The sequence below is a fragment of the Kitasatospora sp. NBC_01266 genome (genome assembly GCF_036242395.1).
In the GTDB taxonomy this organism is placed as follows: Bacteria; Actinomycetota; Actinomycetes; order Streptomycetales; family Streptomycetaceae; genus Kitasatospora.
This window is the reverse complement of sequence record NZ_CP108458.1, coordinates 8,145,139-8,158,593: the sequence shown is the minus strand read 5'-3', so window position 1 is coordinate 8,158,593 and position 13,455 is coordinate 8,145,139. Positions and strand designations below refer to the sequence as shown.

Below are 13,455 nucleotides of genomic sequence, written 5' to 3'. Positions count from 1 at the left end.
TCCGCGCGACGGCGGTCCCCCGGACGGGGCAAACGGGCGGGTCAGCTGTTGCCGCCGGACTCCCGGACTGAGTTCACTGAGCGATGATCAGGTCTCCGCGCGAAGGTGGTCCAGGTGCTCTCAGCCCGCAGTCTGTTCCAGGAGATCCACAACAACGACCAGGCCTTCCAGCTCTTCTGCTCGATCGCCGCCAAGGGCGAGGACCAGGGCGGCTGGGAGAACGGGCGGATCGCCCAGCTGGTCGAGGACCAGGAGCTCGCCCCGAAGATCGCCCGGCACGGGGCCGACGAGGAGAAGCACGGCCGGATCTTCAACGCCCTGCTGCACAAGCGCGGTCTGGCGCCGGTCCCGGTGCCCGACGACACCGACTACACGATGATCCTGGAGCGCCAGGGCATCGGCCTGGCGCACACCCGGCTGCGCCGCGACGAGCCGCTGACCGAGCGGGACGTGATCGTCTACCTGGCCCACAGCCGGGTCACCGAGCAGCGGGCGGCCGAGCAGATGCAGCTGCTGCGCAAGGTCTTCGACGGCCACCCGGAGGTCGGACGCGCGGTGCGGATGATCTCCGCCGACGAGGACAACCACCTCGCCTACTGCCATGAGGAGCTGCTGCGGCTGGCGGCGGGCGGGCACGGACGGCTGATCCTGACCACCCTTCAGGAGACCTCGCACGCCGAGATCCGCACCTACCGGGACGTCAGCCTGGCGGTGCTGGCGCACCTGGGCGAGATCCTGCGCTGGCCGCGCGCGAAGTCCGCGCTGCTCGCCGCCGGCGTGCACGGGGTGTACGCGTACGAGCGGTTCGGCGGCGGCCACCGGCGGATGCTGACGCTGACGATGCCGCACAACCGCAACGCCCTGGGCGGCCCGCCCGTGCACGAGTCCTTCGCCTGAGCCCGCCCCGGCGTCACCCGAGCGGGGGGACAGCGGTCCGGTTGATCTTGTAGCGTCCTTTCGCATGCGGATCCTCCACCTCTCGGACACCCATCTCGACGCCGTGAACGCCCCGAACGCCAACGGTGTCAACACCACCGAGGTCCTGCGCGGGCTGCTCGCCGACCTGGCCTCGATACCCGACCCCGACGCGATCGTGGTCAGCGGCGACCTGGCCGACGCCGGCGCGCCCGAGGCCTACGTCGCCGTACGCGAGCTGATCGGCGCGTTCGCCTCGGCCCGCAACGCCCCGGTGGTCTACAGCACCGGCAACCACGACGAGCGCGCCGCCTTCGCCGAGGCACTCGGCACCGGGCACCTGGACCCCAGTGGCGCGGAGCGCGCCGAGCGGGCCATCGACTCGGCCGAGGGTGAGCGGGCCGCGGTGAGCACGGTCGGCGGCTACCGGTTCGTCACCCTCGACTCGCTGGTCCCCGGCCGGGCCCACGGCCGGGTCGGCCAGGACCAACTCGACTGGCTGCGCGAGGTGCTGGCGACGCCGGCGCCGCAGGGCACGGTCCTGGTGCTGCACCACCCGCCGGTCGCGCTCGACATCGAGTTCCATCGGGCCCTGGGCCTGCGCAACCCCGAGCAGTTGGCCGAGGTGATCCGCGGCACGGACGTGCGGATCGTCCTGTGCGGCCACTACCACCTGCAGCTGCTCGGCCTGCTGGCCGGCGTGCCGGTCTGGGTCACCCCCGGGGTGTCCGACCGGATCGACGTGACCGCCCCGGCGGACACCCTGCGGGTGGTGCGCGGCGCCGCCGCGAGCGTGATCGAGCTGGGCGGACCGTCCTCGCCGCTGATCCACACCCTGCACGCCCGCGACCCGCACGCCGGCCAGGTCGTCGCCGCGCTGGACGAGCCGCAGCTGCGCGCGCTGACCGAGCGCCTCTGGCAGGACTGACTCCCGGCCGCCTGTCGGCTCCCGATCGGGCGGCGCTCGCGTGTCGGGACACGTCGGCCCGGCTCGGACCCGCTGTGATGGACGCACCGGAGACCGCGTGCACCGAGCGCCCGCCGGGCGCCTCCCGATCGGCAGCAAGGAGCGAGCATGGACGCCACCGCCCACGTCATCGTCGGAGCCGGCCTGGCCGGAGCCCAGGCGGCCCGGACCCTGCGTGAGGAGGGGTACCAGGGTCCGCTGGTGCTGATCGGCGAGGAGGACGAACTCCCTTACGAGCGGCCACCGCTGTCGAAGGGCTACCTGCTCGGCAAGGACCCGCGGGAGAAGATCTACGTGCACCCCGCCGAGTGGTACCAGGAGCAGCGGATCGACCTGCGCCTGGGCACCGCCGTCACCAGCCTGGACCCGGCCGCCCACCGGCTCACCCTGGCCGACGGCAGCACGCTCGACTACGCCAGGCTGCTGCTCACCACCGGCGCCTCCCCGCGCAAGCTGCCGGTACCGGGGGCCGGCCTGGCGGGGGTGCACTACCTGCGGCGGGTCGCGGACAGCGACCGGCTGCGGACGCTCTTCCGCTCCGCCCGGCGGATCGCGGTGATCGGGGCGGGCTGGATCGGCCTGGAGGTGACCGCCGCCGCCCGGGCGGCCGGGGTCGAGGTCACCGTGCTGGAGTCGCTCGAACTGCCGCTGCTGCGGGTGCTCGGCCGGGAGATGGCCGAGGTCTTCGCCGGGCTGCACCAGGAGCACGGCGTGGAGTTCCGGTTCAACGCCCAGGTGACCGAGATCCTGGGCGCGGACGGCGCGGTGACGGGGGTCCGGCTGGCCGACGGCTCCGTGGTGCCGGCCGAGGCGGTGCTGGTCGGCATCGGCATCCGCCCGAGCACCGCGCTGGCCGAGCAGGCGGGCCTGACGGTGGCCGACGGCATCACCACCGACCAGCGCCTGCGCAGCTCGGACCCCGACATCTTCGCGGCCGGCGACGTGGCCAGCGCCCACCACCCGCTGTTCGACCGCCCGATCCGGGTGGAGCACTGGGCCAACGCCGTCCACCAGCCGCGCACCGCCGCCCGGGCGATGCTCGGTCAGGACGTCGCCTACGACCGGGTCCCGTACTTCTTCACCGACCAGTACGACCTGGGCATGGAGTACACCGGCTACGTCGAGCCCGGCGGCTACGACCGGGTGATCTGCCGGGGTGACGTGCCGGGGCGCGAGTTCATCGCCTTCTGGACGGCCGGCGACCGGGTGCTGGCCGGGATGAACGTCAACGTCTGGGACGTCACCGACCCGATCCGCGAGCTGGTCCGCGCCAAGCGGGCGGTGGACCCGGCCAGGCTGGCCGACCCGGACGTGCCGCTCACCGACCTGTGAGCGGGCCGACCTGTGAGCGGGGCCCGGACCGGCGGCCCGCTCCCCCGCATCACGGCGGCGTGATCGGCACCGGTGCCAGCTCCGGGCGGCCGCGCCGGCTCTGCAGGCCGGCCAGGCCGGCGTCGCCGTGCACCAGCGCGCCGGCGTGGTCGGCCGTCAGGGCGCGGGCGAAGAGGTAGCCCTGGCCGAGCGGGCAGCCCATCGAGGTGAGCAGGTCGCGCTGGGCGGCGTTCTCGATGCCCTCGGCGATGACCTGGACGCTGAGCGTGTCGGCGATCCGGGTGATGCCCTCGACCAGCGCGTACTGCTGCTCGGAGAGCGCCAGGCCGTCGATGAACGACTTGTCGATCTTCAGGATGGAGATCGGGAACTCGCGCAGATAGCTCAACGAGGAGTAGCCGGTGCCGAAGTCGTCGATGGCGATCCCGACCCCGAGCTCGGCGAGCGCCTGCATGTCGGCCCGCACCCGTTCGTCGCGGCGCATCAGCACGCTCTCGGTCAGCTCCAGGATCAGCGAGCCCGGCGCGAGCCCGGAGCTGCGGATGGCCTCGCGGACCACGTCCACGAACCCGGCGTCGCGGAACTGGCGGGCCGAGACGTTGACGTTGACCCGCAGCCCGGGTCTGCCCGAGGCCCGCCGGCGGGCGTCGCTCTGCGCCTGCCAGCGCGCGGTGTCGGCGACGGCCTGCTCCAGCACCCAGGCGCCGAGCTGGACGATCTGCCCGCTCTCCTCGGCCACCGGGATGAACTCGTCCGGCAGCACCAGGCCGCGCTGGTCGTGCGGCCAGCGGACCAGTGCCTCGAAGGCCACCAGGTCGCCGGTGGGCAGGTCGACGATCGGCTGGTAGTGCACCGCGAACGCCCAGTGGGCGATCGCCGTGTCGAGGTGCTCGCCCATCTCGTGCCGCTCGATCAGGCCCGCCTGCAGAGCCGGCTGGTAGCGGCGCCACTGCCGCTTGCCGGCCGCCTTGGCCGCGTAGAGCGCGAGGTCGGCGTGGGTGAGCAGCTCGGCGGCGTCCACGCTGTCCTCGGTGCTGGCGACCCCGATGCTGGCGCCGATCCGCACCGCGCCCGAGCTCAGCCGGAACGGCTCGGCGAGCGCGCCCAGCACGCTGTCGGCGAGTGCCTCGATGTCGGCCGGCCGCAGCGCGTCCTCGACCAGGACGGCGAACTCGTCGCCGCCCAGCCGGGCGGCGGTGTCCGAGGTGCGCAGCACGGTGGAGACCCGCAGCGACACCGCGACCAGCAGTTCGTCGCCGATCGCGTGCCCCTGGGTGTCGTTGACCACCTTGAAGTCGTCCAGGTCCAGGAAGAGCACACCGGTGACCGTGCCGCCGCGCTCGCTGCGGGAGAGCGCGTGGCCCACCCGGTCCTGGAAGAGCACCCGGTTGGCCAGGCCGGTCAGCGAGTCGTGGAAGGCCCGGTGGGTGAGCTCGCGCTCCATCTGGCGCTGCTCGGTGACATCACGCAGGGTGAGCACCAGGCCGCCGACGGTGGGGTCGGCGCGCAGGTCGTTGCAGCGGACCTCGACCTCGATGGGGGTGTGGTCCTGCCGCAGCAGCCGCCAGTGCTCGCGCTGCTCGGCGCTCTCCCGCGAGCGCATCCGGGTCAGCGCCTGGCCGACCATCCGGCTGTCCTCGGTGGGTACCAGGTCGGTCAGCAAGGTGCCGTCCAGGCGCGGGTTGCCGAGGACCCGCTCGGCCGAGGAGCTGGCGTAGCGGATGGTGTCGTCGGCGGTGAGGATCAGGATCACGTCGGAGGCGTTCTGCACCAGGGTCCGGAAGTAGGCCTCGCTGTTGCGCTGGGCGACCTCCTGGCTGAGCATCACCCGCTCCACGGCCAGTGCGGACTGGGCCGCCACGATCTCCAGCGAGTCCCATAAAGCGGTCAGTTCCTGCTCGGTGCCGGTGACCACCAGCGCGCCGACCAGCGGGTCGCCCATCGGGCGCTCCTCCAGGGCCAGCGGGCAGACCAGGATCCGGGGCATGGCGCCGAGTCCGGCGGCCAGCGCGGGCCCGAGTTCGCCGGTGTCCAGCAGCCGGGTCTCGGTGACCGCCGCCAGTGCGAGCACCTGGTCGGGCTGGTCGATCCCGGGGCAGCCGCCGTTGCCGCGCCTGGCCCGGCGCACCCTCAGGGACCCGTCCTCGCTGACCGCCAGCAGCGCCTGGTGGCCGTCCTCGCGGGGCATCAGCCGCGCGATCGCGGCCTGCACGGCGTTGACCACCTCGTCGACGCTCACCGCGGCGGTGAGCGCGGCGCCGGCCTCGCGCAGCGCCCGTTCGCGGGCCAGCGCCTGGCGGTGCACCAGCACGATGCCGGCCAGCCGGGAGAGCACCAGCAGGAAGAGCACGGCGGAGCAGCCGCCGATCACCGCGGCGTGGCTGGTCACCCCGTGCGAGGCCTCCACCAGCAGGATCCCCGGCGCGATCAGCGAGGCCAGGGTGAGCAGGGCCAGGCGTCCGGCGGTGATGTCGGACTGCTGGGTGGGGACCGGGCGGGTCAGTTCGACCATCGAGGGGTGCAGCGCCGCGGCGCCCCAGGCGCAGTAGAAGGCGGCCCAGCCGAGGTCCACCGGGGTGCCGATGCGCCAGGTGCCGTGCAGCTGGATCAGGCCGTAGAGCACGTCGGAGACCAGCAGGCCGACGGTGCCGGCGGTGAGCAGCAGCAGCGCGGGGCTGTTGCCGCCGCGCGGCACCAGCAGGCGTACCAGCATCGCCAGGATCAGGATGTCGCCCAGCGGATAGGCGATCGAGACGGCCTTCTGCACCCAGGTCAGGTCCGGGGTGTGCACGTAGGGCAGGATCAGGTAGATCCAGGACAGCAGGCCCAGGCCCACCGTCAGGGTCAGCGCGTCGATCAGGCTGGCGCGGTCCTGGTGGGCGGTGCGCCAGCGGATGAAGCCCCAGACACCGGCCGCGTACAGCAGGTACTCGGCCAGGTAGAAGCCGTCGGCCACCGACGGGAAGGGGTTGTTCAGGTGCAGGAACTGGGTCTGGATGACCTGGACGACCTCGCCGGCGGTGAAGCTCAGGTTGGCCGCCGCCAGCAGCAGCCACGGCACCGGGTGCGCGGGCCGGTTGAGCCGGACCCCGATCACGATGGCGGTCACACCGCCCAGCCCGATGCCCGTCCACCAGATGATCCGCTGGCCCGGATACGCGTAGTAGATGCCGGTACAGACCACCATCCAGGTCAGGTAGCCGGCCATCAGCCGCTGTCGCTGACGTGTCAAGAGCACTACCTCCCCAGCGGATCCGGATGATGCGTCCCGGTCGGAATACGTGTCCCGAGGCGGCTGGAAAACCGTTCGGAATACCTGCTGGACCTGTCGGAAAAATTGTTACGAAAGCGGGGCACCCGGCCGGGAAAGGGAAATTGACAGGGTGTCGTCGGCAGATCCGCCACGGTTGGGAAACGGCGGACCGGCGGCTGGCTGGGACACCGGTGGGCCGGGGCGATTGATCGGCGCACAGGCCGGACCGGTCACCAAGTGCCATCCCTGTGAGTATAGTCGGGAGGGACAGCGGTGCGTCCGGTCCTACCGTGACCTGGTGCCGGGACCCCGCGCGATTCCGGCCCCCTTGAGGTTCGAGCCGTGGACGAATCGATCGACACCGCAGCGGGCCCGGGAGCCCGCCACTCCGTTCTGTGCAATGCGGTAGGACAGTACGCGATCTGGCCGGCCGAATTCCCGGTCCCGGTCGGCTGGCGGTGCCGATTCACCGCGAATTCCCGGCAGGAGTGCCTGGCGGAGATCGAGCGGTGCTGGAGCGGGCTGACCACGGCGGCGGGCCGGCGGGCCGGCGGCGACACCGTGCCGGGCCTGTTCCGGAACCGGGCCGCACGGGCACCGGCGGCGCTCGCCGTGCTGGCCGAGGAGGGCCGGCTCAGCTACCGCGAACTGGACGAACGCAGCGACCGGCTGGCCCGTGCGCTGCGGGCCAGGGGCGCGCGGGTGGGAAGGGTGCTGCCGGTCTGTCTGCCGCGGGGCCTGGACCTGGTGGTGGCGATGCTCGCGGTGCTCAAGTCCGGCGCCACCCTGCTGCCGCTCGACCCGGGCCACCCCGACCGCCGGCTCGCCCAACTGGTGGCGGACAGCGGAGCCGAGCTGCTGATCACCGCCCACGGCGGGCGCCGGCGCTTCGCCGGCCACCCGCCCGAGCTGGTGCTGGTGGAGGAGTACCGCGAGCGGCGCGGCGCGCAGGCCGGGCTGCCGTACCCGGAGCGGCTCCCCGGGCCCACCGAGCGCGCGCTGGCGGGCGATCCCGCCTATCTGATCTACACCTCCGGGACCACCGGAGCGCCCAAGGGCGTGCTGGTGACCCACGGCGCGCTGGTCTTCACCCTCGGCGGGGTCAACCGGGCCTACCGGCTCACTCCCGCCGACCGGGTGCTGCAACTGGCCGCGCTGGGCTTCGACACCGCCCTGGAGCAGGTCTTCGCGACGCTGCTCAGCGGCGCCACCCTGGTCATGGGCGGCCCCGGCGGCTGGGCGCCCACCGAGCTGCTGGACCGGCTGCCGCGCCTGCGGCTGACCGTCGCCGACCTGACTCCCGCCTACTGGCACCAGCTCCTGGGCCTGCTCCGGGACCACCAGCCCACCCCGTCCGACCTGCGGTTACTGATCGTCGGCGGGGACACGGTGCACAGCGAGGACTGCCGCACCTGCCTGCGCCGGCTGCCCGCCACCCGGCTGGTGCAGGCCTACGGGGTCACCGAGGCCGCCGTCACCTCCACCCTGTGCGACATCACCCCCGAACTGCTGGCCGGTGCCGCGGTCACCGCGCCGGTCCCGATCGGCGACCCGCTGCCGGGCAGCCGGGTGCACCTGCTGGATCCGGAGCTGCGCCCGGTGCGCCCCGGCGAACGGGGCGAACTCCACCTCGCCGGGCCGGGGCTCGCCCTCGGGTACTGGCGGCACCCCGCGCTCACCGCCGAGCGCTTCCTGCCCGACCCGTACGCGGACGACCCCGGCGTGGGGGCGCCCCCGGCCGCGGGCTGGGGGCGGATGTACCGCACCGGGGACGCCGGGCGGTGGCGGGCGGACGGCATGCTGGAGCTGGCCGGCCGCTTCGACGACCAGGTGAAGGTACGCGGCTTCCGGGTCGACCCGGTCGAGGTCGAGTCCGTGCTGGCCACCCACCCGGCGGTGCGGCTGGTGCGGGTCTGCGCGGACCGCAACGACGACGGCGACCGGACCCTGACCGCCTTCTACACGCTGACCGACCGTCACGAGTCGGACGCCGGCGCACGTCGGGCCGAGCTGCGCCGCTTCCTCGCGCAGCGGCTGCCGCCGTTCATGGTCCCGGCCGACTACGTGCTGCTCGACCGGATGCCGCTGACCCCGGCCGGCAAGATCGACCGCAGGCAACTGCCAAGCACCGAGCCGCAGTTGCGACGCCGAATCGAGGTGGTGCCAGCGGCGGACGGCAGCGCGGCGGCCGACGGCGCGGCCCCGAGGGGAGCGGCAGCCGATGGCGCGGCGCACCTGGCGGCGACCCGCGACGGGGCGGCGCAGCTCTGGTGCCAGGTGCTCGGTGTCGAACAGGTCGGCGACGGCGACGACTTCTTCGAGCTGGGCGGCAACTCCCTGCTGCTGATGGAGATGCTGGCACGGGCCCGGATCATGTTCGGCATCGAGGTCGGCTGGATCCGCTTCCTGACCCGCGCGCTGCTGCACGACGCCACCCTGCGGGCGTTCGCCACCGCGATCCTCACCGCACGCGCCGGGGGCGACCAGGCCGCCGGCGAGTTGGACCTGGTGGCCGACGCCCGGCCCGGTGACGTTCCGATCCGCACCACCGGGCGTCCGCTGCCGCGCCGCGACCGCCCGGCCCGGCTGCTGCTCACCGGCGCCACCGGCTTCTGCGGCAGCCACCTGCTCGACACCCTGCTGACCACCACCGACGCGGTGATCCACTGCCTGGTCCGGGCGCCCGACGAGGAGCACGCGCGGGAGCGGATCCGCGCCGCGCAGCAGCGCTTCCTGCGCCAGGACCTGGCCTCGGACCGGGTCCGCCCGCTGGTCGGCGATCTCGCCGAACCGCTGCTCGGGCTGACGGAGCAGCGGTTCGAGGAGCTGTCCGGCTCGCTGGACGCGATCCACCACCTGGGCGGCCAGGTCAACTTCATCTACCCGTACCGCCACCTGCACGCGGCCAACGTGGCGGCGACCCGCGAGGTGATCCGGCTGGCCGGTCGGCACCGCGGGATCCCGGTGCACTACCTCTCCAGCCTCGCGGTGCTGGCCGGCTTCGGTGCGGCCGGCGTGGCCGAGGTCGACGAGCGCACCCCGCTGGACCACGCCGACCGCCTGGGCGTGGGCTACGTGGAGAGCAAGTGGGTGGCCGAGTCCATGCTGCAGCAGGCCGCCGCGGCCGGGCTGCCGGTCACCATCGTGCGCACCAACGACGTGACCGGTTCGCTGGCCAACGGCGTGCTCAACACTGGCACCGAGCTCTGCGCCCTGGTCAAGTACATCGCGGATACCGGGAGTTGCCCCGACGTGCAGCTGCTGCTCGACTTCGTGCCGGCCGACCGGTTCAGCCAGGCCTTCGCCCACCTGGCCGCGCACGCCCGGGCCGCCGGGGACGTCTACCACCTGACCAGCCCGCGCCCGGTGCCGCTGGCCGTGCTCGCCGAACGGCTGCGGGCGCACGGCTACCCGGTGGAGGAACTCCCCTACCAGGACTGGGTCCGGGCCCTGGTGCGGTTCGCCGCCGGTCACCCGACCCATCCGATGGCCGCGTTCCTGCCGCTCTTCGTCGACCGCGCGCCCGGCTCGCGGCAGTCGATCAGTGAGATGTACTTCCGGCCCACCTTCCCGCTCTTCGACCGCTCGCTCGCGGAGCAGGCGCTGGCCGGCAGCGGCATCGAACTACCACCGGTGGACGAGGCGTTGCTCGATCTCTATCTCGGCGCGCTGCGGGCCGAGGGCTGGCTGGGCGCGCCGACCGCAGCGGTGGAGCGGTCCCGATGAGCGGGCCGCCCGGCGGGTGGCGGGGACTGGACCTCGCCGCGGCGCCGACCGACGCGCCCGCCGCGTTCTGCGCCGACCTGAGCGCCGAGGGCCTGCTGGACGCCTACCGCCACGGCCTCTTTCCGCTACCCGCGCCCGACGAGTACGCCCGCTGCCTCAACGAGGCACTCTACGAGGACCAGGTCGCGGCGGGCCGGATCACACTGCTGGGCGAAGCCGAGGCCGCCTACCGGGTGGCCTGGTGGTCGCCGGACCCACGCCTGGTGATCGGTGTCGGCCGGGCCCGGCTGCCGCGCCGGCTGGCCCGTCGGCTGCGCAACCGGGACGACTGGTCGACCAGCCTGGACCAGGCCTTCCCCGAGGTGCTGGCGGGCTGCGCCGACGGGCGGGACCGGCACTGGCTGACCGGCGAACTGCGCACCGCCCTGGCCCGGTTGCACGAACGCGGGGCGGCGCACAGCGCCGAGGTGTGGGCGGACGGCGAGCTGATCGGCGGCGCCTTCGGGGTGCGGGTGGGCCCGGTGCTCAGCCTGGACTCGATGTTCCACCGCCGCCCCGACGCCTCCCGGGTGGCCATCGCGGACCTGGCCGCCCGCTTCGCCGAGGCCGGCGGCCACCTGCTGGACGTCCAGTGGGACAGCCCGCACATCCGCACCCTCGGCGCCGTGCCCATCCCCCGCCCGCAGTACCTGGCGACCCTGCGCGGGCCCGCCGCCGGCCGTCCGCCGGTCGGCGGCAGACCGGCACGCGCCCTGGCCCTGGACGCACCGCGGCCCACCGGCGGATCGAACCCGTTCAGCTAGCGGCCTGCTCGCGCGCGTACAGCTGGGTCAGCAGCGGCACCTCGTAGAGCGCGGCGTGCGCGGAGACCTCGCTGAACGAGCAGTCCAGCACGCAGCTCTCGATCAGGCCCTCGAGCACCCGCATGGTCGCCTCCCCATCCTGGCCGAAGACGGCCATCGCCTCGTTCAACGTGAAGAGCGGCGAGGGGAGTTGCCCGAGCGAGCGCAGGGCCGCCCGGAGGGCCTCGGGCAGCGCGCCCCACCAGCAGGCCAGCCGGGTGCGGACGGCCAGGTCACCGGCCGCCAACTCGTCCAGCAGCGCCGGGCTGCCGTCCAGCCGGGTGGCGTACTCGGCCGGCGAGAGCTGGCGGAGCACCGCCAGCTTGGAGCCGCAGACCCGGATGGCCAGCGGCAGCAGGCCCACCGCGGTGGCGATCCGCTCCGCCGCCGGGCGGTCCGCCGCGATCCGCGCGGTACCGGCGATCCGCCCGAGCAGGTCGACCGCCTCGCCGACCGGGTACGGCCCCAACTCCAGCCGGTGGACCGGGCCCAGACCCACCAGCCGACAGCGGCTGGTGACCAGCACGGCGCTCGCCCCGGCGCCGGGCAGCAGTTGGCGGATGCTGCCCTCGTGCGGGGCGTCGTCCAGCAGCAGCAGGACCCGGTGCCGGGCCAGCCAGGACCGCCAGAGCGCCGCGGCCTCCTCCTCGTCCTCCGGGACCGTGTCCAGCAGCCCGGCGAAGCGGCAGAGTTCGGCGAGCACCCGGCCGAGCGGCCGGGCCGAGCCGTCCTCCCGGCTCATCCGCACGGTGATCCGCCCGTCGGGGAACTCCTGCTGCAGCCGGTGCGCGACGTGCACCGCGAGGGTGGTCTTGCCGACGCCGACCGGACCGGTGACCACGGCCGTCCTGGCCGATCCGGCGAGCACCGTGAGCAGTTCACGGACCTGGGACTGCCGGCCGGTGAAGTCCGGCAGGTCGGCCGGCAGGATCGTGTCGGTGCGGGTCACCGCGCGCTCGGTGCGCTCCGTGCGCTGCCGGGGCGCGGTCGCGGGCTGCGGCGGACCACCGAGCATCGACCGGTAGAGCGCCTCCAGGGCCGGGCTGACCTGCAGGCCCAACTGCCGGGCGAGCAACTGGCGCAGGTCGTTGTACAGGCCCAGTGCCTCGCTCTGCCGCCCGGAGCGGTGCAGCGCCGTCATCTGGGCGGCGCAGAGCCGCTCGCGCAGCGGGTGTTCGGCGAGCACCTCGGCGAGCGCCTCGGCCACCACCGGTGCCCGGCCCAGCTCCAACTCGGCCTCGGCCCAGTCCTCGTAGACCGCCAGCCGACGCGCCTCGCGACGCTCGGCCTCGGCGCCGACCGCCTCGCAGCCGCTCAGATCGGCCAGCAGCGGGCCGGTCCAGAGGTCGAGCGCCTCCCGCAGCAGCCGGGCGGCGTGCTCGCCCGCCCCCAGCCGCGCGGCCTGCCGCCCGGCCCGCGCGAGCTCCTCGAACCGCAGCAGGTCCGACTCCACCGGCCCGACCCGCAGCACGTAGCCCGCGCCCTGGTGGACCAGCCGACTCGGTTCGCCCGGCAGCTCCAGGAGTTTGCGCAGCCCGCAGACGTAGGCCTGCAGGTTCTTGCGGGCCGAGCGGGGCGGCTCGCCGCCCCAGAGCGCCTCGGTCAGCCGCTCGGTCGAGACGGTCGTGTTGGGGTGGCAGAGCAGCACCCCGAGGACGAGTCGCTGCTTGACCGGCCCGAGCGGCAGTGGTCGTCCGCCGACCTCCACCGACAGCTCTCCCAGCACCCGGAAGCGCACGCCGGCGCGCTCCGTGGCGGGGCCGCTCGACAACACAGGTCGGGGGGTAGCCATATGATCCAGCATCGGATCTCCCTCCTTCGGATCAACGCTCAAGTGCGCCGTACAGACCCTGGTTCCACCGGGGTCGGCCCGGGCGATGTCCGGGTCTCACGGCCACCCCGGCCCCCACCAGGCATCGGGCGGCGCGGGCCGGGCCGGGGCGGGGCGGAGTTCGGGCGGCACGGGCTCGGCCAGCACCTCGATGGCCCGGCGCAGCTGGAGCCGCGCCCGGTGGCCCCGGAGCGCCGCCGCCACCAGTGCCCCACCGGCCGCCGCCAGGGCGAGCGCCAAGGCCAACCGCAGCTGCTCCGCTCCGGAGTCCGGGCCGGGCAGCTCGCGCGGGGCCACGCTCAGTGCCCCCAGCCGGTGTCCACGTTCAGGATCTGGCCGGTCACCCCGGACTCGGTTCCGGTCGACCCGAACGCGGTCTCGGTCACCGCGGCAGGGCCCGGCCGTGCCGTGATCGCTTGGGCGCTCACAGCCGGCAGGACGAAGGCCACCAGGAAGGCGGCGGCAACCATGACCAGCTTGCGGGCTGCCGGCATGTTCTCTCCTTGGTTCATGGGTCAGGAACGCGGAAGTCAACCGGGAGAGCCCCGGGAATCCGTCGATGGCTGAAGACTGCCGCCTCACTCGGTAC

9 protein-coding genes are annotated in these 13,455 nt (G+C 73.9%); 5 read left to right on the top strand and 4 right to left on the bottom strand.

All coding sequences use genetic code 11. The annotated features are described in order from the left end of the window. Positions 1-114: 114 nt before the first annotated feature. The 3 genes from OG403_RS34950 (at position 115) to OG403_RS34940 (ending at position 3,214) form a co-directional block, all read left to right on the top strand. A complete protein-coding gene (locus OG403_RS34950; RefSeq protein WP_329571602.1) occupies positions 115-897 on the top strand; it encodes a ferritin-like domain-containing protein in 783 nt (260 codons plus the stop codon). Between the two features lie 64 nt (positions 898-961). Next, entirely contained in the window at positions 962-1,843 is an 882-nt protein-coding gene (locus OG403_RS34945; RefSeq protein ID WP_329571600.1) for a metallophosphoesterase family protein, read from the top strand. A 147-nt stretch (positions 1,844-1,990) separates the two neighbouring features. Next, entirely contained in the window at positions 1,991-3,214 is a 1,224-nt protein-coding gene (locus OG403_RS34940) for an NAD(P)/FAD-dependent oxidoreductase (RefSeq protein ID WP_329571598.1), read from the top strand. Between the two features lie 49 nt (positions 3,215-3,263). Here OG403_RS34940 and OG403_RS34935 read toward each other — a convergent pair whose 3' ends face one another. Further along, entirely contained in the window at positions 3,264-6,446 is a 3,183-nt protein-coding gene (locus OG403_RS34935) for a putative bifunctional diguanylate cyclase/phosphodiesterase (protein ID WP_329571596.1), read from the bottom strand. A gap of 363 nt (positions 6,447-6,809) precedes the next feature. On the opposite strand from OG403_RS34935, the gene OG403_RS34930 reads away from it, so the two are divergent. Further along, on the top strand, positions 6,810-10,193 hold the full coding sequence (locus OG403_RS34930) for an amino acid adenylation domain-containing protein (protein WP_329571594.1): 3,384 nt from the start codon (positions 6,810-6,812) through the stop codon (positions 10,191-10,193). After that, positions 10,190-10,996 carry a leucyl/phenylalanyl-tRNA--protein transferase gene (locus OG403_RS34925; protein ID WP_329571592.1) on the top strand — a complete coding sequence of 269 codons (807 nt, stop codon included), beginning with the start codon at positions 10,190-10,192 and terminating at the stop codon, positions 10,994-10,996. Before OG403_RS34930 ends, OG403_RS34925 begins: the two co-directional genes overlap by 4 nt. Here OG403_RS34925 and OG403_RS34920 read toward each other — a convergent pair. The 3 genes from OG403_RS34920 to OG403_RS34910 all read right to left on the bottom strand — a co-directional run bounded on the left by OG403_RS34920 (position 10,989) and on the right by OG403_RS34910 (position 13,360). After that, positions 10,989-12,827 (bottom strand): AfsR/SARP family transcriptional regulator, encoded by a 1,839-nt coding sequence (locus OG403_RS34920; protein ID WP_329571590.1) that lies wholly within the window; start codon positions 12,825-12,827, stop codon positions 10,989-10,991. The two genes, OG403_RS34925 and OG403_RS34920, sit on opposite strands and share 8 nt — an antisense overlap. A 96-nt stretch (positions 12,828-12,923) precedes the next feature. Further along, positions 12,924-13,163 (bottom strand): hypothetical protein, encoded by a 240-nt coding sequence (locus OG403_RS34915; protein ID WP_329571589.1) that lies wholly within the window; start codon positions 13,161-13,163, stop codon positions 12,924-12,926. Positions 13,164-13,165: 2 nt separating this feature from the next. Continuing rightward, positions 13,166-13,360 (bottom strand): hypothetical protein, encoded by a 195-nt coding sequence (locus OG403_RS34910; RefSeq protein ID WP_329571587.1) that lies wholly within the window; start codon positions 13,358-13,360, stop codon positions 13,166-13,168. Positions 13,361-13,455: the final 95 nt, after the last annotated feature.

Excerpts from the sequence above, each read along its gene's own strand:
- OG403_RS34940 (WP_329571598.1), top strand. The coding sequence starts at position 1,991 with ATGGACGCCACCGCCCACGTCATCGTCGGAGCCGGCCTGGCCGGAGCC.
- OG403_RS34945 (WP_329571600.1), top strand. The coding sequence starts at position 962 with ATGCGGATCCTCCACCTCTCGGACACCCATCTCGACGCCGTGAACGCC.
- OG403_RS34910 (WP_329571587.1), bottom strand. The coding sequence starts at position 13,360 with ATGCCGGCAGCCCGCAAGCTGGTCATGGTTGCCGCCGCCTTCCTGGTG.
- OG403_RS34925 (WP_329571592.1), top strand. The coding sequence starts at position 10,190 with ATGAGCGGGCCGCCCGGCGGGTGGCGGGGACTGGACCTCGCCGCGGCG.
- OG403_RS34920 (WP_329571590.1), bottom strand. The coding sequence starts at position 12,827 with ATGGCTACCCCCCGACCTGTGTTGTCGAGCGGCCCCGCCACGGAGCGC.